This is a genomic window from Planomonospora sp. ID82291 (assembly GCF_015711645.1).
In the GTDB taxonomy this organism is placed as follows: Bacteria; Actinomycetota; Actinomycetes; order Streptosporangiales; family Streptosporangiaceae; genus Planomonospora.
Map to the genome: position 1 here is coordinate 2,368,764 of NZ_JABTEX010000001.1, position 17,743 is coordinate 2,386,506.

General features: G+C 69.6%; 17 protein-coding genes and 4 tRNA genes. 13 read left to right on the forward strand and 8 right to left on the reverse strand.

Features of this window, described 5'->3' with window-relative positions; translation table 11 throughout:
* Nucleotides 1-109 precede the first annotated feature (109 nt).
* Together HS045_RS10635 and HS045_RS10640 are read right to left on the reverse strand one after the other, a co-directional pair.
* Nucleotides 110-520: a hypothetical protein gene (locus HS045_RS10635; RefSeq protein ID WP_196450898.1), complete on the reverse strand. Its 411-nt coding sequence runs from the start codon at nucleotides 518-520 to the stop codon at nucleotides 110-112.
* The gene (locus HS045_RS10640; RefSeq protein WP_196450899.1) at nucleotides 517-1,263 is read right to left on the reverse strand and encodes a GntR family transcriptional regulator; all 747 of its coding nucleotides are present in this window, start codon (nucleotides 1,261-1,263) and stop codon (nucleotides 517-519) included. Before HS045_RS10640 ends, HS045_RS10635 begins: the two co-directional genes overlap by 4 nt.
* 90 nt (nucleotides 1,264-1,353) lie before the next feature.
* On the opposite strand from HS045_RS10640, the gene HS045_RS10645 reads away from it, so the two are divergent.
* The 7 genes from HS045_RS10645 to HS045_RS10675 all read left to right on the forward strand — a co-directional run bounded on the left by HS045_RS10645 (nucleotide 1,354) and on the right by HS045_RS10675 (nucleotide 7,077).
* Entirely contained in the window at nucleotides 1,354-1,779 is a 426-nt protein-coding gene (locus tag HS045_RS10645; protein WP_196450900.1) for a plasmid replication, integration and excision activator, read from the forward strand.
* Nucleotides 1,776-2,084 (forward strand): hypothetical protein, encoded by a 309-nt coding sequence (locus tag HS045_RS10650; protein ID WP_196450901.1) that lies wholly within the window; start codon nucleotides 1,776-1,778, stop codon nucleotides 2,082-2,084. Before HS045_RS10645 ends, HS045_RS10650 begins: the two co-directional genes overlap by 4 nt.
* 87 nt (nucleotides 2,085-2,171) lie before the next feature.
* Complete coding sequence (locus HS045_RS10655) at nucleotides 2,172-3,593, forward strand: FtsK/SpoIIIE domain-containing protein (RefSeq protein ID WP_196450902.1); 1,422 nt, start codon at nucleotides 2,172-2,174, stop codon at nucleotides 3,591-3,593.
* Nucleotides 3,593-3,787, forward strand: coding sequence for a hypothetical protein (locus tag HS045_RS10660; RefSeq protein WP_196450903.1), 195 nt, complete (start codon nucleotides 3,593-3,595; stop codon nucleotides 3,785-3,787). The genes HS045_RS10655 and HS045_RS10660 overlap by 1 nt, the downstream gene beginning before the upstream one ends.
* A 41-nt stretch (nucleotides 3,788-3,828) precedes the next feature.
* Entirely contained in the window at nucleotides 3,829-5,517 is a 1,689-nt protein-coding gene (locus tag HS045_RS10665; RefSeq protein ID WP_196451163.1) for a replication initiator, read from the forward strand.
* Nucleotide 5,518: 1 nt separating this feature from the next.
* Entirely contained in the window at nucleotides 5,519-5,722 is a 204-nt protein-coding gene (locus HS045_RS10670; protein ID WP_196450904.1) for a helix-turn-helix domain-containing protein, read from the forward strand.
* Nucleotides 5,722-7,077 (forward strand): site-specific integrase, encoded by a 1,356-nt coding sequence (locus HS045_RS10675; protein WP_196450905.1) that lies wholly within the window; start codon nucleotides 5,722-5,724, stop codon nucleotides 7,075-7,077. The genes HS045_RS10670 and HS045_RS10675 overlap by 1 nt, the downstream gene beginning before the upstream one ends.
* Before the next feature lie 91 nt (nucleotides 7,078-7,168).
* On the opposite strand, the gene HS045_RS10680 is transcribed toward HS045_RS10675, so the two are convergent.
* Nucleotides 7,169-7,241 (reverse strand) — tRNA-Lys (locus HS045_RS10680).
* 150 nt (nucleotides 7,242-7,391) lie between these two features.
* On the opposite strand from HS045_RS10680, the gene HS045_RS10685 reads away from it, so the two are divergent.
* Nucleotides 7,392-8,018, forward strand: a complete 627-nt coding sequence (locus HS045_RS10685; RefSeq protein WP_196450906.1) for a 3'-5' exonuclease — start codon at nucleotides 7,392-7,394, stop codon at nucleotides 8,016-8,018.
* A gap of 83 nt (nucleotides 8,019-8,101) precedes the next feature.
* On the opposite strand, the gene HS045_RS10690 is transcribed toward HS045_RS10685, so the two are convergent.
* Nucleotides 8,102-9,259, reverse strand: a complete 1,158-nt coding sequence (locus tag HS045_RS10690; protein WP_196450907.1) for an acyl-CoA dehydrogenase family protein — start codon at nucleotides 9,257-9,259, stop codon at nucleotides 8,102-8,104.
* A 111-nt stretch (nucleotides 9,260-9,370) separates the two neighbouring features.
* Here HS045_RS10690 and HS045_RS10695 point away from each other — a divergent pair, with 111 nt between their 5' ends.
* Entirely contained in the window at nucleotides 9,371-9,871 is a 501-nt protein-coding gene (locus HS045_RS10695) for a PspC domain-containing protein (protein ID WP_196450908.1), read from the forward strand.
* 1 nt (nucleotide 9,872) lies between these two features.
* Here the strand turns inward: HS045_RS10695 and HS045_RS10700 are convergent, their stop codons facing one another.
* Both HS045_RS10700 and HS045_RS10705 read right to left on the reverse strand, forming a co-directional pair.
* Complete coding sequence (locus HS045_RS10700; RefSeq protein ID WP_196450909.1) at nucleotides 9,873-11,168, reverse strand: MFS transporter; 1,296 nt, start codon at nucleotides 11,166-11,168, stop codon at nucleotides 9,873-9,875.
* 272 nt (nucleotides 11,169-11,440) lie between these two features.
* Nucleotides 11,441-11,782, reverse strand: coding sequence for a metallopeptidase family protein (locus tag HS045_RS10705; protein ID WP_196450910.1), 342 nt, complete (start codon nucleotides 11,780-11,782; stop codon nucleotides 11,441-11,443).
* Nucleotides 11,783-11,848: 66 nt separating this feature from the next.
* On the opposite strand from HS045_RS10705, the gene HS045_RS10710 reads away from it, so the two are divergent.
* The 4 genes from HS045_RS10710 (at nucleotide 11,849) to HS045_RS10725 (ending at nucleotide 13,821) form a co-directional block, all read left to right on the forward strand.
* The gene (locus HS045_RS10710) at nucleotides 11,849-13,360 is read left to right on the forward strand and encodes a metallophosphoesterase (RefSeq protein WP_196450911.1); all 1,512 of its coding nucleotides are present in this window, start codon (nucleotides 11,849-11,851) and stop codon (nucleotides 13,358-13,360) included.
* A 104-nt stretch (nucleotides 13,361-13,464) separates the two neighbouring features.
* A tRNA-Glu gene (locus HS045_RS10715) sits at nucleotides 13,465-13,537 on the forward strand.
* Between the two features lie 107 nt (nucleotides 13,538-13,644).
* Nucleotides 13,645-13,719: transfer RNA gene (locus HS045_RS10720), tRNA-Asp, on the forward strand.
* Between the two features lie 28 nt (nucleotides 13,720-13,747).
* Nucleotides 13,748-13,821, forward strand: a tRNA-Phe gene (locus HS045_RS10725).
* A gap of 169 nt (nucleotides 13,822-13,990) precedes the next feature.
* On the opposite strand, the gene HS045_RS10730 is transcribed toward HS045_RS10725, so the two are convergent.
* Nucleotides 13,991-16,030, reverse strand: a complete 2,040-nt coding sequence (locus tag HS045_RS10730) for a cellulose binding domain-containing protein (protein ID WP_196450912.1) — start codon at nucleotides 16,028-16,030, stop codon at nucleotides 13,991-13,993.
* Nucleotides 16,031-16,247: 217 nt separating this feature from the next.
* Nucleotides 16,248-17,720 carry a hypothetical protein gene (locus HS045_RS10735; RefSeq protein WP_196450913.1) on the reverse strand — a complete coding sequence of 491 codons (1,473 nt, stop codon included), beginning with the start codon at nucleotides 17,718-17,720 and terminating at the stop codon, nucleotides 16,248-16,250.
* Nucleotides 17,721-17,743 lie beyond the last annotated feature (23 nt).

Genomic DNA, 17,743 nt, shown 5'->3' on the forward strand with positions numbered 1-17,743 from the left:
GCATGTCCAGCTCACCGGGCGCACTCGTTCAAGCGTCCGGTACGGCTCTCGCCAGTCCAGCCGCGTGTGATTCCGCTGCGCCGTGGCTACGTGAGGGCTCAGGCACTCATCAAGAGCGATCACGCGCCGTGCTCCTGACGAGCTCGAACAAGGCGTGTTCGTCTTCCGGGTTCTTCGCGTACCGCTCCCGGCGGAGTGCTCCGTACCGGCTCGCGATGCGCTGTGCCGCGGTCAGGGGGTCCTTCGCATCGTGGTAGGCGTAGCTCCGCCGATTCGTCCTCGGGCAGTGCCGGCCGGACCACCACAGGTAGTAATCGCCGTTCGTCCACACCACGAGGTCAGCCCAGAGGGAGACCAGGGCCAGACCGTAGCCGTCGTGAACGTCGCCGATGATGCCGAGAGACCTCAGCTCGTACACGAGGGCGTCGGTGGCGAGAAGGGCCGGCGACTTCGGGGAGATGCGAGGCGGGCGCGCGTGGAACTGGGGGAGAACGAGCTCCGGGGGCGATTGGATGGTCATTTCACAGGCACCACCTGTGTGTTGTCGATCACGAACCGGTCGCACCTGAGGATGATGATCGCGGTCTCGACGGGTACCCGGCTGTAGTGCGTCCGCTCGATCTCGAACACGGGGACGCCGACAGGAACCCTCATTTCGTGGACCTCGTCCGGGGTGGGCATGCGGGAGCGGATGCGCTCGCGTACCTCGTCCACGGGAAGGCCGATGGAGTCGAACCGAGCGATGACGTCGGGCTCATCCACGAGACCGGAAGACGGCTTCTCGATCGGCGTTCCCCTGGTCAGTGAGAGCGGTTCCCACTGGGTGCTGACCTGGACGGTCTCCCCGTCGACGCGCCAGCGGTAGACCACTTCACTGACCATGTCGCCGTGGGGGATGTGCAGGCGGTCGGCCACCTCCGGAGACGCCTGGACCTGGCGGAACTCGGCGCTCACGTCGGCCTGCCACCCTCCGTCCTTCTCCTCCAGGCGGTTGGGCTTCTGGTCTCGGCTGTAGCGGGTGCCGGTGTAGCGAACGAGCTCGGCCCCTCCCCGGACGAAGCTGCCGCGCCCCTGCTGACTGACAACCAGTCCTTCAGCACGAAGTTGGGCGACGGCCTGCCTTGCCACGGGCTGGGAGACCCCGAACTCCTCGCGGATCTCACGCTCGGTCGGGACCTGGTCCCCCGGCGCGAGCTCCCCGCTCTTGATGCGTCGCCGTAGATGATCAGCGATCACGGCGTACTGCGGCGGTGTGATAGCCATCACACTTCACCTCCTTGTTGTTTAGATTAGCCGTAGTGTACTCATTAGGTTATTGTAATAAGTACACGAACCCAGCATCACGGAGGACAGATGGCTCTGCAAGGTCCGATCCCGGTCAACTTCGACCAGGTCTTCCCGCACGGCTGCTACCTCGTCGGGGAGGTGGAGCAGGTCAAGGACTTCACCGCCTCGACCAACGGCCGGACCGTCTACGCCAAGGACAAGACGACCGGCGAACTCGTCTGGCAGGTCGCGGTGATGGACGCCGACCCGGCCGTGAAGATCAGCCAGAAGACGGTTGCGGTCAAGATCCTCGCCCCGGTCCAGCCGGTTCCGCCGTCCCCGGTGCCCGGTCTACCGATCATCCCCGTCGAGTTCGACGGCATGACCGTCACGCCGTACGTCGCTCAGACCACGGGGCGGCTGGCCTACTCGATCCGGGCCACGGGCATGCGGGCTCCCCGCGCTGCTGCGGCCCCGGCGAAGGCTCCGGCCGGCAAGGACGTGGCGGCATGAAGAAGCGCAAGCCGTACACCTACGTCACTGCATCGATCGACGAGGAGGGAACCCGGTTCAGCATCGCCTTCCACACGCCTGACCTGTCGGTCGCAGCGATGGGAGCCGAGAGCGGTCGGCCCTTCCTGAACATCTCCAGCGCTGAGGCGGCCGTGGTGATCACGGTTCCGGGCTGTGAGGAGGTCACCGAGCAGGACGTGACCCTGGCGCGCGAGATCGTCAACGCGGCCACGCGCTACCTGGCCGACTGCGAGCGCCTGCACGCCGAACAGTTCGCCGTCTCCGCCGACGAGAACGCGGCCTGACATGCAAGCGGGGCCGCTGGAACTGGCATTCCGGCGGCCCCTCGGTTCTCCCCAGACACCAAATCAAGGAAGAGGACTCAAGCTTAGATGCTCCGAAGACTGCCCGGTGAAGAGGCCCGCGGCCTCGTCTCAACGACTCCTGACACGGCGGTGGTGTTCCGTCCGGCCGTCGTCCGCACTCCCGCGATCGTCACCATCGTCATCTTCCTCTGGCGGGTGCTCGCCGGCCTGGTCCGCCTGGTCTGGCGTCACCCGATCGCGGTCTCTGCCGTCGCCGTACCCGCCGCGGTGGCGTGGCTGTACGGCTGGCGCCTCGGCCTGGTCGTGCTCTGGGCTCCCTTCGCGGTCCTGGCGGTCTGGGCGCTGGTTCACCGGGACTCGTTCAAGAGCTGGGTCGGCTGGCGGCTCGTCGCCTTCTGGCGGCTGCTGTGGGTCTACCGGAGGCACTGGCAACCGGTGATGGTGGTCTCCGGCCTGAGCCGTTCCCACAAGGGCCGTGACTACATGCCGGGCCTCGTGCGGGTCCGCTGCACCTCGTGGGCCGATCTCGTCACGGTCAAGATGCTGCACGGTCAGGCGGTCAAGGACTGGGCCGACCGGATCGAACACCTCGCGCACGGCTTCGGCGCGACCTCCTGCCGGGTCACCGTGCAACGGTCGGGCCGTCTGGTGCTGACCTTCCCCCGGCATGACCCGCTGGCCGAACCGCTGCCCGCCGTCCCGCTACCTGACGTGGCCTCGGTCGGACCGGTTGAGATCGGGCGGTGCGAGGACGGCACGCCGTACCGGCTCAACGTCCACGGCACTCACGTTCTCATCGCCGGTGCGACCGGGTCGGGTAAGGGCTCCTTCCTGTGGTCGGCGGTCCGCGGTCTCATTCCGGCCATGTGGACGGGCCTGGCTGAGGTCTGGGCGCTGGACCCCAAACGGATGGAACTGTCCTTCGGCCGTGAGCTGTTCGGGAAGCGCTACGCCGCCGATCCGGCCGCTTGCGCCGATCTCCTCGATGAGGCCGTGAGGATCATGCAGGAGCGGGCCGACCGGTTCGCCGGAGTCCGGCGCAACCACATCCCCACCGTGGAAGACCCGTTCATCCTCGTCATCGTTGACGAGGTCGCGTTCCTGACCGCCTACCAGTCCGACCGGACCTTGAAACAGCGCATCTCCGCGGCCCTGGCCACCCTGACCACGCAGGGGCGGGCGGTCGGCATCGGTGTCATGGCGGCTCTCCAGGACCCGCGTAAGGACGTGCTCACGATCCGGAACCTGTTCCCCGACAAGATCGCGCTTCGGCTGGACGAGTCCGAACAGGTGGACATGGTCCTCGGCGACGGCGCTCGGGACCGCGGCGCGCTGGCCGATCACATCTCGTCCATCCCCGAGCGGGGCGCGGGTGTCGGCTACGTGCGGCGGGAGACCTCGCCCGACCCGATCCGGGTCCGCGCGGCCTACGTCTCCGACACCGACATCCGCGACATGGTCGCCCTGTTCACAGAGGACGCAGCCTGATGAAGATCACCATTCACGGCACTCAGGCCGACATCGACGCCCTGCCCTTCCGCCGGCTGCGGGCCTCCGACGGCTCCGACCTCGGTGAGGTCGTCTTGGTCATCGATCTGAACTCCGCCCAGCTTCGCAAAGACCCCTACAGCGATGCCTACCGGCTCTGCGTCGATCTGGTGGACCCTCAGGAGGTCATGTGACCGACCTGGCCCCCGTCCCTCCTACCTCCCCGATCGAGACCTTGCCGGACGCCTCTGATCGGAACCTTCCCCGCCTCGTCCGCGGCAGCCTCCCTCTGGCCCTGGACGTGGCGGTGGAGGTCGCCAAGCTCAACGGCGTGTGCATCCGCCCGATCGAGATGCGGCGGCTCGACACCCTGACCGGCAAGAGCGAACCGTTCGACATCCCCTGCGGGGCCACGCAGGAGGCGAAGTGCCCGCCGTGCGCCAAGCGGAACAAGCAGCTCCGCAAGGCCCAGTGTCGGGAGGGCTGGCACCTGGACGCCGAACCGATCAGCGAACCGAACCCCTCGACGGAGGAGCAGCGGTGGCTGATCGAGTTCCGGGCCGACGTGCAGGCCAAGCGCGATGCGGCCGAACGCGACGGCGAAGAGGTCGCCGACTGGGACGAGGCGATCCAGGCCGTTGACGCCGAGATCAACGCCGCGGGCATGCGGGGCAACGTGCTGGGCGGGCGGACGGTCCCCAAGCGCTCCCGCTCGACCCGGAGGCGGCAGGATGCCCCGGACCTGCCCAAGCGGGCCAGGGAGAACACCACGCTCGGCCGGACCTTCATCGACCAGGGCGGCAGGGTCTACCGGCCGTCGATGTTCATCACGCTGACCCTGCCCTCCTACGGGCGGATCTGGTCCGGACAAGGCGTGCCGGCAGACCCGGCGAACTACGACTACGCCCGTGCCGCGCGCGACGCCCTGCACTTCTCCAAGCTGGTGGACCGGTTCGTGCAGAACCTCCGGCGCGTGGCGGGCTATGACGTGCAGTACTTCGCCACCGTGGAGCCTCAGAAGCGGCTCGCCCCCCATCTGCACATGGCGATCCGGGGCACCCTGCCCCGTGCGGAGATCAAGCAGATCGCCGCCGCGACGTACCACCAAGTGTGGTGGCCGGCGGTTGATGAAGTCCGCTTCGAGGGTGACCACCTCCCGGTCTGGACCCCGCGGGCCGACCTGGGCGACGGCACGGTCTACCCGGACGGGCAGAGCGGCGACTACCTCGACCCTGAAACGGGGGAACTGCTGCCCACCTGGGATGACGCGCTCGACCAGCTCGACCAGGACGACGACGCCGAACCCCTGCACGTCCTGCGCTTCGGCTCGCAGGTCGATGTTCAAGGCGTGCTCGCCGGAACCCCGGATGCCGACCAGTGCATCCGCTACCTGTCCAAGTACCTGACCAAGAGCCTCGGTGACACCCTCGACCCCGACGAGCCTGGTTATAAGGCACGGCGCGACCACGCGGCCCGCATGGTGGAAGCGCTGCGCTACGAACCCTGCTCGCCGACGTGCCCGAACTGGCTGCGCTACGGCGTGCAGCCCAAGGGCGCCAAGGCCGGGATGGCTCCGGGCCGGTGCCGGGGCAAGGCGCACAAGCCCGAACACCTCGGCTACGCGGGCCGCCGCGTGCTCGTCTCCCGCAAGTGGTCGAACAAGACGCTCCGGGAGCACAAGGCCGACCGGCGGGCCTGGGTCCTCGACATGCTCGGCCTCGCCGACGACTCCGCCGAGAACGACCCGCACCGCTACATCTGGCGGCCGGTCTCCACGAAAGATCCGACCCGTACCCCGCTTGCTCTGCGGCTCCTGCGAGGTGTCGCCGACCGGCAACGCACCCGCGCGCGGCTCCTCGAACTCCAGGCCAGAGCTGAAGGAAAACCGATCGGAGATCTTTCGGCAATCGGAGAGGCGGCCTGACATGGAACCACTGTTCTACCGGGCGAAGGACGCGGCCCTCATCCTCGGCATCAGCCGTACGGCCGTCTTCCGCCTGATCAAGACGGGTGAACTCAAGTCGATCAAGAAGGAGGGATACCGCCTGGTCCCTCGGTGGGCGCTCTACGAGTTCGCCCGTGAGCTGGAGGCCAAGGCGGGCCTTTCACCGGAGGAGGAGGCGGCCTGATGGCCACGAGGAAGCCCAACAGCCGGTCCTCGATCTACCTCGGCAAGGACGGCAAGTGGCACGGCTGGGTGACGATGGGCGTCAAGGACGACGGCACCCCCGATCGCCGACACCGTGAGGGCAAGACGGAAGCCGAGGTCACCGCGAAGGTTCGGGAACTGGAGCAGAAACGCGACTCCGGGAAGACGACCAAGTCGGGGAAGGTGCCCACGGTCGGCCAGTGGATGCGGACCTACATCAACGAGATCGCTCCCATGCGGGTCAGTCAGCTCACGATCGACAGCACGTATCGGCCGAAGGTGGAACGGTGGATCATTCCCCGGCTCGGCGCGCACCGGCTGGACCGTCTCCGGCCGGAGCACCTGGACGCCTTCTATACCGGGCTCGTCAAGGAGGGTTTGGCGCCCAACACGATCGTGCAGATTCACCGCATCCTGTCGCGGGCTCTCAAGCTCGCCGTCCGGAGAGAGCTCGTCGCGCGCAACGTCTGCAGCATGATCGACGCGCCGACCGGTGAGGACACCGAGATAGAGCCGCTTCTCCGGGAGGAGGCACAAGACATCCTCGACGTGGTCAAGGAGCGGCGCAACGGCACGCGCTGGTCGGTGGCTCTGGCGCTGGGACTTCGGCAATCGGAGTCGCTGGGCATGCGCTGGAAGTATGTGGACCTGGACAAGGGCGTGATCCGGGTCTTCTGGCAGATCAAGCGACTTCGCTACCGGCACGGCTGCAAGGACCCGAACGCCTGCGGCGCTCGCCTCCACCGCTACCCGTGCCCGAAGGACTGCCCCAAGGCCAAGCGCACCTCTGGCCGGCGGCACACCTGCCTCACCGCGTGCCGCAAGAACTGCACGAAGCACGGGGGAGCGTGCCCGAAGTTCTGCGCCCCGGACTGCGCCAACCACGCCGTGGCCTGTCCGGACCGTACCGGCGGTTGGACGTTCATCAAGCCGAAGGGCAAGGGCAAGCGCTCCATCGCCCTGCCGTCTCCTCTCGTGGCGCTCCTCAAGCTCCACCGTCAGGCGCAGGACGTCGAACGTGAGGCGGCGGGGGACAAGTGGCAGGACTGGGACCTCGTGTGGTGCATGCCGGACGGGAGCCCCATCGACGCCGGGGACGACTGGGACGAGTGGAAAGAGATCCTTGGACTCGCCGAGATCGACAAGGACGCCCGCGTTCACGACGCGCGCCACACCGCGGCGACGCTCCTCCTCGAACAGGGCGTGGACATCCGGGTGGTTCAGGCGGTGCTCGGGCACTCCCAGCTCACCACGACGAAGCGGTACACCCACATCACGGAGACCCTGGCGAGTGAGGCGGCGGCTCGGATGGGGCGGGCGCTGTGGGACGCCTGACGGCAACGTGACAGCAACGAATGCAACGGGAAATGCAACTGGGCGGGCTCCCCGATCAAGAAGATTGGGGAGTCCGCCCAGTTCAGCGAGGTAGGGCGCCTGGGACTCGAACCCAGAACCTACGGATTAAAAGTCCGCAGCTCTAACCATTGAGCTAACGCCCCGCTGGAGACAGGGTACAGAGGATAGTGACCGTTGGTGTTCGTCGCCAGGCCTGCGGCAGGTCGCTCATCCGTCGGGGAAGGCGGTCGTCCGCGAAGCCGTTCGCCCGAGAAGCGGGCGAGCACCGCCGTTCTCTTCCTACAGTGGCATCTGTGACGAGATCAGGACCGGAGCTGGACCGCTCCCTCCGCCTGCCCGCGCGGGGCGGCTATGTCGTGGTGGACGTGGAGACCACGGGCTTCTCCCCGGCCAAGGGCGACCGGATCTGCGAGATCGCGCTGGTCTCCCTGGACGAGGGCGGCGCCACCGTCGACGAGTGGCACTCGCTGGTCAACCCCCTCCGGAACACCGGGGCAGCGCACGTCCACCGCATCACCGACGCGATGGTCGCCGACGCTCCGGTGATCGACGAGGTGCTGGACGAGGTCTGGCAGCGGATCGCCGGACGGGTCCTGGTCGCCCACAACGCCTCCTTCGACCTCCGCTTCCTCAAGGTCCTCCCCGGCAGCCACTGGGTGACGGAGACCCTGTGCACCCAGCGGCTCGCCCCCGGCTTCCTCCCGGACGGCAAGTGGACCCTCGCAGCCTGCTGCGAGCGGGCGGGCATCCCGCTCCGGAACGCCCACTCCGCGCTCGCGGACGCCCGGGCGACCGCCGAGCTGTTGCGCCACTTCATGAGCCGGGGCGCGTCCTGGGAGGAGCACCTGGGCCGGGCGGCGGCGCAGGCCCCCGAGTGGAGGCCGTGCGGCCTGCCCCAGCGGGCTCCGCACCGGCGGTAGGCCGGAGGCCCGGCGGAAAGGCGGGCCGGAGGCGGACCGGGAGATCAGAAGACCGAGGGCGAAGGCGCCGGCGGGGGCGCCGGTCAGCGGTAGGCGGGGATGCCGGTCAGGGCCTCGCCGAGGACGAGCGTGTGGATCTCCTGGGTCCCCTCGTAGGTCAGCACCGACTCCAGGTTGTTCATGTGCCTGATCACGGGGTACTCCAGCGTGATCCCGTTGCCGCCGAGGATCGAGCGGGCCTGGCGGGCGATGTCCAGCGCGGCGCGGACGTTGGCCAGCTTGCCGAAGCTGACCTGCTGCGGGGTGATCTTCCCCTCGTCCTTCAGCCGGCCCAGGTGCAGGGCGGTCAGCTGCGACTGGCCGAGCCCGACGTACATCCAGGCGAGCTTCTCCTGGGTCAGCTGGAAACCGCCGATGGGCCGGCCGAACTGGACGCGGCTCCCGGCGTAGTCGACGGCGGACTCCAGGCAGGCGCGGGCCGCGCCGACGACGCCCCACAGGATGCCGAACCGGGCCTCCGACAGGCAGGACAGCGGGCCCTTCAGCCCGCGCACCTCCGGCAGTACGGCGGAGGCCGGCAGCCGGACGTCGTCGAGGTACAGGGACGAGGTCACCGAGGCGCGCAGGGACATCTTCTTGTGGATCTCCGGGGCGGAGAAACCCGGCGTGTCAGTGGGCACCACGAAGCCGCGCACGCCCTCCTCGGTCTGCGCCCAGACCACGGCGACGTCGGCCACCGAGCCGTTGGTGATCCACATTTTGGCGCCGTTGAGGATCCAGTCACCGGAGGGGTCCTGCTTGGCGTGGGTGCGCATGCCGGCCGGGTCGGAGCCGTGGTCGGGCTCGGTCAGGCCGAAGCAGCCGATCGCCTCCCCGGCCGCCATCCGGGGCAGCCACTCCTCCTTCTGCTCCGCCGAGCCGTACTTCCAGATCGGGAACATGGCCAAAGACCCCTGGACCGACACGAACGAGCGCAGGCCGGAGTCGCCGGCCTCCAGTTCGCGGCAGGCCACGCCGTAGGAGACCGCGTCGAGCCCGGCGCAGCCGTACCCCTGCAGGTGCATGCCGAGCAGGCCGAGTCCGCCGAGCACGGGGGCCAGCTCGCGGGCCGGGAAGACGGCCTCCTCGAACCAGTCGCCGACGTGGGGGAGGATCCGGTCGCCGACGAACCCCTTCACGGTGTCGCGGATGAGCCGCTGCTCCTCGGAGAGCGTGTCGTCGGTGCGCAGGAGATCGTCCATGGCAGGGTCCTCTCGTCCGTGATGACCCTGCCAGGGTATTGCGGGGAGTTCAGGGTCGGGCCAGGGGGAATCCCGATGTGACGGGGAGGTCTCACCGGGCAGGCTGAAGACATGAACGAAAACGACTTCTCGGGCATCAAGCAGCTCCGCCGGACCAGGGACGGGCGCATCGTCGCGGGGGTGGCCTCGGGCCTCGGCCGCTACGTCGGAATCGATCCGAACATCATCCGCGCGGTCCTGGCCGCCTCCTGCCTCTTCGGCGGGCTCGGCCTGGGCGTCTACGCGATCGGTTGGCTCCTCCTGCCCGAGGAGGGCAAGGAGACCTCGATCCTGCAGGACCTGGTGAACAACAACAAGGACAACCCGGTCTGGCAGGACGCCAGGGCCAAGGCCGAACAGGGCTGGGCGAAGGCCGAGCGGAGCTGGAACGACAGGACCGGCGGCCGGTCGACCGGGTACGGCCCGGACTACCCGGTTCCGCCGCAGGACTCCCAGGCCTCGCCGTACGCGGGGCAGCACCCGGCGCCGTACCCGACGCACCAGGACCCGGCGCAGCCGTACCCCGCGTCGGTGCCGCCGCGGGGCGAGGACGAGTCCAAGCCGCAGGCGTGAGTCAGGCGGGCGCCTCGGCGCGCACCCTCTCGATGATCTCCCTGCGGGAGTCGGTCCAGAGTACGGCCAGCGCGGCGGCGACGAGCAGTCCCGCCGCGCCGGCCAGTGCGACGACGGGCTCGGGGCCGAGCTCGTCGGCGGCGGCGCCGCCGACGAGGATGCCGAGGCCCTGGGCGGCCAGCAGGCCCGACTGGACGAGTCCGAAGGCCTGGCCCCGCCGTTCGGCGGGCACACACCGCACGAAGGCGGCGTTGGCGGCCAGCTGGTAGGCGCCGCCGACGCCCGAGACGAACCAGAGCACCAGCACCACGGCGAGCGGCGGCCGCAGCGCGCAGAGGATCAGCGGCGCGCAGGTCAGCATCGCCATCCAGCCCATGGAGCGGAGTCTCCCGGAAGGGCTGACGTACCGGCTGAACAGGAAGGCGCCGACGACCGTCCCGGTCGGGATGGAGCCCATCAGCAGCCCGGCGACGAACGAGACCCGCTGCGGGTCGTCGGTCAGGGCGGCGGCGTACGGGGTCGCGATGCCCTCGGGGAGCACGTAGAAGCCGCACAGCCAGGCGAAGAGCACCAGGGTCCGCAACCGGGGGTCGCCGAAGACCAGCTTGGCCCCGGCGTGCGTCATCTTCCACATCGAGGGGCGGCCGGAGCCGCTGCGGGCGGGGGCGGGTCGCCGCCGGACCCCCGAGACGAGGATCAGCGCGGAGGCCATGAACGTCGCCGCGTCCAGGGCCAGCGCGCGGTACGGCCCCATCCCCATGATCAGGGCGCCGCCGATGGCGAAGCCGAGCATCTGGGCGGCCTGGTTGGTCATGTTCTGCAGGGCCGAGCCCGCGACGTACCGGTCGCCTTCGAGGAGTTCGGGCAGGAGCGCCGCGCGGGCGGCCGAGAACGGCGCGCTGAGCAGCACCACGCAGAAGACCAGCGCGCACAGGGCCGTGAACGAGGTGCCGGGGATCGCCATGAACGCGACCAGGAGGGCCCGGAGCATGTCGCAGACGATCATGATGCGCCGCCGGGCGTAGTGGTCGGCGAGGCCCGACAGCAGCGGCCCGCCGACGATCGGCGGCAGGTAGGTGAGCGCATAGACCGACGCGGTGGCCAGGGGCGACTCGGTCCGCTCGAAGACGAGGACGGACAGCGCGACCCGGGAGAGCTGGTCGCCGAGGAGGGAGAGCGCCTGGCCGGCCCAGAGCGCGCGGAACTCGCCGATGGCGAGGACCTCGCCGTAGGTGGCTTGACGTTCGGCTGGGCGACGGTGCCGACCGCCTGGCCGCCCGGGCTTGATGGCCGCCATGGGACTCCGGTGAGCTTGCAGGCGCATCTGACTGTTGGTGTTTGCTACGTGACCTACAGTGCCCGGTGAGGGGCGGCTTCGCAACCCAAAGCGACCAAGCGCATCCGGTGCGTATCGCAAATCGTGAAATGTCGTCTATCGAGCGTCCAGGAAGCCGACGGCGCTCCGGCACCGCCCCGGTCGTCGTCGCTCCGTGCCATCGCCGCTCTGGTCGTCGCCATCCCGGTCGTCGTCGTGCCGCCGCAGCGCCGTACGCCGCCCGGTTCCGGGCGTCACCAGCCGAGTTCGTGCAGCCTGTCGTCGTCGATGCCGAAATGGTGGGCGATCTCGTGGACGACGGTGATCTGGACCTCCTCCACCACGTCGTCCTCGGTCTCGCAGATCGCGCAGATGGGATTCCGGTAGATCTCGATCCGGTCGGGCAGCACGCCCGCGTACCAGTCGCCGCGCTCGGTGAGGGGGATGCCCGTGTAGAGGCCCAGCAGATCGGGCTCCGGGGGGTCGTCCACGACCGTCACCACGACGTTGTCCATGACGTTCGTCAGCTCCGGGGGAATCGTGTCCAGAGCCTCGGCCACCAGCTCCTCGAACTTCTCCCGCGAGACCTCGATCACACTGTCATTCTGCCCTGCTTTTCCGGGTAACCGACTTGTCGGGACTTCGGGTAGACAGGAAGACGCATGCATCTCACGCGCTGGACCCAGGCCATCCGCCGTGTCGCCATGGGGCGGACGATGCGGTTGATCGCGCGCGCCGTGGCGGGCTCGGTGGTCGCGGCCGTCGGCGTCTGGCTGGGCATGGCCCTGGGCGGCCCGGTGCTGGCCACCGTGGGGCCGGTGGACGTCGGGATGTCCGCGGAGCTGTCCCCGCGGGGGGAGACCGTCGTCGACGCCCACCCGCTGGGCAGCCTGCTGTTCGACACCCACGACGCCCCGGTACGGCTGCGCGTCACCCTGGAGAACATCGACTCCAACCAGGCGCGCGCCATGCTGGAGGACCCCCGCCTCTCCGACCGGCTCCCCGCACTGCTGGAGAAGGAGCTGCGGGAGGGGGTGAGCGCCCTGGCCCTGCGCTCCATCGCCTGCGGTCTGGCCGGCGCCCTGATCTTCTCCCTCATCGTCTTCCGCGGCCTCAGGGCGGCGCTGGCGGGCCTGCTGGCCGGCATCGTGATGATCGCCGGCATCGGCACGACCGCCCTGCTGACGTTCCGGCCGGACTCGGTGGTCGAGCCGGAGTACACCGGCCTGCTCGCCGGGGCGCCGTCCCTGGTCGGCGACGCCGAGTCCATCGTGACCAGGTTCGAGTCCTACCGCGGGCAGCTCGTCAAGCTGGTCGACAACGTCTCCCAGCTCTACGACGTGGTCTCCTCCCTGCCGATCTACGACGCCGACCCCACCTCGATCCGGGTCCTGCACGTCTCCGACATCCACCTCAACCCCATCGCGTGGAACCTCATCCGCTCGGTCACCGCCCAGTTCAAGATCGATGCGGTGGTCGACACCGGTGACCTGACCGACCACGGAACCGGTCCCGAGGACAACTTCGTCGAGGAGATCGGCAGGCTCGGCGTGCCGTACGTCTTCGTCCGCGGGAACCACGACTCCAAGGCCACCCAGCGGGCGGTGGCCAGGCAGAAGGGCGCGATCGTCCTGGACGACTCGGTCGAGGAGGTGGCGGGCCTGCGCGTCTACGGGCTGGGCGACCCCCGGTTCACCCCCGACAAGTCCGTGCCGGTCGACTCCGATCTGGAGTCCCTCGCCGCCCTCGGCCGCGCCCACGCCGGACGGCTGTCGCAGGCGCTCGGGCCGGTCGACCTGGTGGCGGTGCACGACCCGACGATCGCCAAGGGGTTCTCCGGCTCGGCGCCCATGGTCCTGACGGGCCACTCCCACGCCCGCTCCACCGAACTGCTCCCCTCGGGCACCCGCGTGCTGGTCCAGGGCTCGACCGGCGGCGCCGGGCTGCGCGCCCTGGAGCACGACGAGCCCACCCCGGTCATGGCCTCGGTCCTGTACTTCGACCGGGAGACGCGCCGCCTGCGGGCCTGGGACGACATCACCCTCGGAGGGCTGGGCGAGCAGTCGGTGCAGATCCAGCGTCACGTCGAGAACGACCCGGGGCGTACAATTTCACCGGAGCCGACGATCGCCCCGTCCCCGACGGGTTCGCCCGTCGGCACCGCGACGCCGTGATGACGCCGTGATCCGGGAAGCCGCTTTGGCATCAGGGGCAAACGTCCCCTATGCTTCAGAGGTCTCCAGCGGAAGACGGCGACGGAACGGGATGAGAATCCTGAGCCCCCATCGTCTAGTGGCCTAGGACACCGCCCTTTCAAGGCGGCGACACGGGTTCGAATCCCGTTGGGGGCACGGTCGAGCGAAAGCTCACCAGGGAAACGGCAGGTCGAAGACCTCCGAAGAGCTGGTAAGCTAAGCGAGGCAGAAAGAACGGAAACGCAAGTTTCCGACAAAAGCAAGGTCCTGTAGAGCAGTTTGGAGTGCTCGCCACCCTGTCAAGGTGGAGGTCGCGGGTTCAAGTCCCGTCAGGACCGCTCTGGTAGGTGTTCGATCCACCACCGAGGTCAGGTAGCTCAGTCGGTACGAGCGTCCGCCTGAAAAGCGGAAGGTCGGCGGTTCGACCCCGCCCCTGACCACATCAGCTGAGCAGCACAGAAGCCCCGAACGATCACCGTTCGGGGCTTTCCCGTTCTCTGGGGACAGCGGTGATCGGGGAGATCCGGCGTCGGGCGGCTGCCCGGGCGGACGCGGGGCCCGCGACCGGGGCCGCCGTCCGTCGTGGCGGACGGCGGCCTCCGGGCGCCGCTACCGGGTCGTGCAGACGGTTCCGTTGAGGGTGAAGACGGCGGGCAGCACGTTCGGGCCGCTGTAGTTGCCGACGAAGCCGACCGTGGTCGATCCGCCGGTGGGCAGTGAGCCGTTGCCGGAGTCGTTGACGACCCTGACGTCCCGTCCGTCCTGTGTCCAGACGGCGCTCCAGCCGCTGCCCAGGCTCTGCCACGCCCGGGGCCAGCTGAAGTCCAGGGTCCACCCGTTGATCGGCGCACCGTGGTTGGTGATCTCGATGGCGCCGACGTAGCCGCTGGCCCAGTCGGACTGCTTGGCCAGCCGTACCGAGCACGGGCCGGAGGCGGGCGTGCCGGTGGTGAACGTCAGAGGGGCGGAGGGCGGCGAGGCGCCGCCGCCGCCGTCCCGCGCGATCACGTTGACCGTGTAGTCCGTGCCCGGCTTCAGGTTGCCCACGGTGAGCGAGGTGCCGGCGGTCTCGCCGAGCTGCTCGCTGACGGCTCCGTTCTGCCGGTGGACCTCGTACTTCACCACCGGGTGCGCGCCGGCGGAGGCGGCGGGCCAGGAGATCGTGGCGGCCCTGTCCGTCACGTCCGAGACGACCGGCTGTCCCGGTGTGCCGGGCAGACCGGTCGGGGCGGTGGCGGGCCGCAGGACGATCGTGGTCATCGAGAGCGGGGGCAGCGTCCGGTCGGTCGCGCTGCCCGCGGTCGCGCTGGTGACGGCCGTGGCGCCGTTGGTGTGGGTCAGCACGGTGGGGGCCCCGGCCGCCGGGCTGAAGCCGGCGTAGTCGATCGTGACGGGGTAGGACGTGTCGGACGAGGTGTTGATCAGCAGGACGGCCAGGCCGCCGTCGGCGCGGCGCACGGCGTGCGCGGCGACCTTCGCCTGGTCGGTCGCGGCCCGGACGAACCGGTCGCCGGGGCGGGCGAACCTGCTCACCATCTGCAGCGCGTAGTACGGCGCGAAGGGCGTGTTCACCTGCGGTTCGCAGACGCTGCCGTCGGAGGTGCACGTCCCGCTCGACAGCAGTCCGAAGTCGCCGTAGTCGGTGTGCCCCTCGACCTGCGTGACGTTGCCGATGCCGTTGCGGACGTTCCACCAGTCGACGGTGAAGACCCCGTTCGCCAGCAGCGTCGCGTAGGCGTCGGCGGCGGCCAGCGCGCCGGGCTGGGTGTTCGTGCCGTTGCTGCTGCTGCCGGTGTTGAACTCGGTCATCGCGATGCCGATCCGCTCGGAGCCGGGCCCCGCGTGCTTCGCGATCTGCCGCCGGGTGAGGCGGATCATGTCGGGGATGTGCGCGGCCTTGTCGAGGGCGCCGGGGTACCAGTGCAGGATCACGAAGTCGATCTTCGATCCGGCGGCCGACAGGACGACCTCGTTCCAGGTTCCGGCGTCACCTTCGGCGACCAGTCCGTCGGGCCAGTCGGCCGGAGTGGTCAGCACCGCGCCGATCTTGATGGTCGGGTCGACGGCCTTCATCGCGTCGGCGTAGGCGACGACGTGGCGGGCGTACTCGGCCGGGCTCTTGTCGGCGTGCTCGTCCGCCTCCCAGGCGGTGCCGTAGCGGCCGTTGCCGTAGTTCTCGTTGCCGATCTCCCAGTACGTGACGCCGTAGCCCTTGGTGACGTTGGCGTACCGCACCCAGGCGGCGGCCTCCTGCGCCGTCCCGGTGCCGTAGTTGGCGGTCACCATCGGCTGCGCCCCGGTGCGCCGGACGCCGCGCATGAAGGTGTCGAAGTCGGTGTCGGGGGCCACGTACCCGCCGGGAGCGGTGTGGTCGGCCCAGTGGTAGATGTCGGAGTACGAGCCGCCGGGATAGCGCAGCAGCTTCACGCCCGCGTCCTTGAGCAGGTCGGCGGTCTCGTCGGTGCCCAGGCGGCTGTCCCAGATCGCGTGGTTGGTGCCGATGCCGGTCTCGGGGACCGGGGCCAGCGCGGCGCGGGCGTTGACGGTCACCGCGACCGGGGCGCCCTCCTCGGCGTGCGCCGCAGGGGCGTTCAGGGCGGCCAGCGTCAGCAGGACGGCGGACACGGTCCGTAACAGGGTTCTCGGCATCGGCGCACCTCGCAGTGGGAAGCGGTATTCACTCGACGCCCCCCCTGACCGGAGGCAAGATGATCGTGGACGGCCGCCTCACATCCGTCAACCGGCGCTGAAACTTTCACGCTCCGGCCCGATCCGAGGTGATCGCATGATCCGGCGCGGGCGCGGGGCGTTCCGCGTCGAGTTCGGCGGCGGCCTCACGGCGGCGTGCGAGCCTCTCCGTCCGCGTTCACTTTCCGCGTCTCAGGAGCTCTCCGGTCATCAGGTCGAGGCTGTAGACGCGTTCGCTCTCGTAGCCGCGGAGCAGGAAACGGCCCTGCTTCGACCAGCCGAGGCCGACGTCGACGAAGTCGTCACCGGGGAACTCGGGCGTGACCCGGGACAGCCGATCGCCGGTCTCCGGATCGTAGGTCTCGACGCGCCCTTCGTAATGCCGGATGACCACGAAGCGCTCGCCGTCCCGCCGGAGGTGGTAGGTGTCCTCGGAAGCGTCCTGCGGCAGCTTCCTGAGGGGGATGCTCATCCGGGTCCTGCCCCGATGGTCGAGCACGAGCACCCGGGTGGCCGTCGTGGCCACGATCCCGCTCCGGTTGAGGTCGTGGACCCGCCGGACACCGGGGACCGACACCGTCTTCCAGGTCTCGGTGTCGGTGATCCGCGTGCCGCCCTCCCCGGTCAGGGCGACGTACCTGTTCTGACCGGCGAACGTGGTCACGGGCACTTCGGTGTCGGCCAGGCGGCCGGTGAGGGGGTGGACGCCCCCGGCGTCCTGATACATCATGCGGCGGCTGTGCCTGTCCAGATAGACGACGGCCTTCTCGTCGGGGCGGACCGCGAACGGCGCCCGCCCGGGTGCTCCGCCCTTTCTGACGACGTACGGCGCGGCCTGCGGGAACGGCTCCTCGTTCACCAGCCACGATCGGCAGGGAGCGTCCATCTCGTCGAACCACGGGCAGGTGGGTCCCTTGTGGTTCTCCACCGTCGTGAACACGGCCGTGTGCTCAGGGAACGATCGGGGCATCGAGTACTCGGGCAGTTCGCGCCGGGGCGGCTGGCCGGGGGTGAGCAGCGCGCCCGCCAGCACGATCGCGGTTCCCGCGAGATAGAGCGCCCGCGTCGACCAGCGGCGGACGGCGAGTTCGGCCCGGGCGGTGTCATCCGCCGTGTCATCCGCCGTGTCGAGTGCCGTGTCGAGTGCCGTGTCATCCGTCGTGTCGGGCGCCGGTCCGGCGGCCGGGTTCCGGGCGGCGAGCGGTACGGCCACCGCCACGGCGACGACGACGGCGGCATGGGCCAGCCACGTCGGTGTGGCCCCCCTGTCCAGCAGCTGATGGGCGGCGGCCACCACGGCTCCGCCCAGACCGAGCAGCCACGCCCTCCGGTAGATCCTCATGCCGCCGTGGAGGTGCGGTGCCCGGCTCGGCGACCGTACGTCACGGAGGACGGAGACGGCACACCAGCCCACGACCAGGTAGAACGGGTCGTCGGTGAGGCAGGCCAGGGGAACGGCCGGGGCGAGGGAGACCAACCGCCACCGGCGCAGGGCGGTGAAGTGGTCGATGACCCGGCGGGCGTTGGCCGGGGTGACGGAGAGACCGGTCAGCGCGGTGAACCTGGTGAGCCGTTCGGATGTGACCGGTACGGCCGCCACGAGTATGGCGGCCGCGGCGACCGCCCAGAGGACCGCCGGGGATATCGTCACGACACGACACCATATATGGTTTT

Bases quoted from the DNA above. Each gene is read 5' to 3' on its own strand.
- HS045_RS10635 (WP_196450898.1), bottom strand. From the start codon at position 520: ATGACCATCCAATCGCCCCCGGAGCTCGTTCTCCCCCAGTTCCACGCG.
- HS045_RS10640 (WP_196450899.1), bottom strand. From the start codon at position 1,263: ATGGCTATCACACCGCCGCAGTACGCCGTGATCGCTGATCATCTACGG.
- HS045_RS10645 (WP_196450900.1), top strand. From the start codon at position 1,354: ATGGCTCTGCAAGGTCCGATCCCGGTCAACTTCGACCAGGTCTTCCCG.
- HS045_RS10650 (WP_196450901.1), top strand. From the start codon at position 1,776: ATGAAGAAGCGCAAGCCGTACACCTACGTCACTGCATCGATCGACGAG.
- HS045_RS10655 (WP_196450902.1), top strand. From the start codon at position 2,172: ATGCTCCGAAGACTGCCCGGTGAAGAGGCCCGCGGCCTCGTCTCAACG.
- HS045_RS10660 (WP_196450903.1), top strand. From the start codon at position 3,593: ATGAAGATCACCATTCACGGCACTCAGGCCGACATCGACGCCCTGCCC.
- HS045_RS10670 (WP_196450904.1), top strand. From the start codon at position 5,519: ATGGAACCACTGTTCTACCGGGCGAAGGACGCGGCCCTCATCCTCGGC.
- HS045_RS10675 (WP_196450905.1), top strand. From the start codon at position 5,722: ATGGCCACGAGGAAGCCCAACAGCCGGTCCTCGATCTACCTCGGCAAG.
- HS045_RS10690 (WP_196450907.1), bottom strand. From the start codon at position 9,259: ATGGACGATCTCCTGCGCACCGACGACACGCTCTCCGAGGAGCAGCGG.
- HS045_RS10695 (WP_196450908.1), top strand. From the start codon at position 9,371: ATGAACGAAAACGACTTCTCGGGCATCAAGCAGCTCCGCCGGACCAGG.
- HS045_RS10700 (WP_196450909.1), bottom strand. From the start codon at position 11,168: ATGGCGGCCATCAAGCCCGGGCGGCCAGGCGGTCGGCACCGTCGCCCA.
- HS045_RS10710 (WP_196450911.1), top strand. From the start codon at position 11,849: ATGCATCTCACGCGCTGGACCCAGGCCATCCGCCGTGTCGCCATGGGG.
- HS045_RS10730 (WP_196450912.1), bottom strand. From the start codon at position 16,030: ATGCCGAGAACCCTGTTACGGACCGTGTCCGCCGTCCTGCTGACGCTG.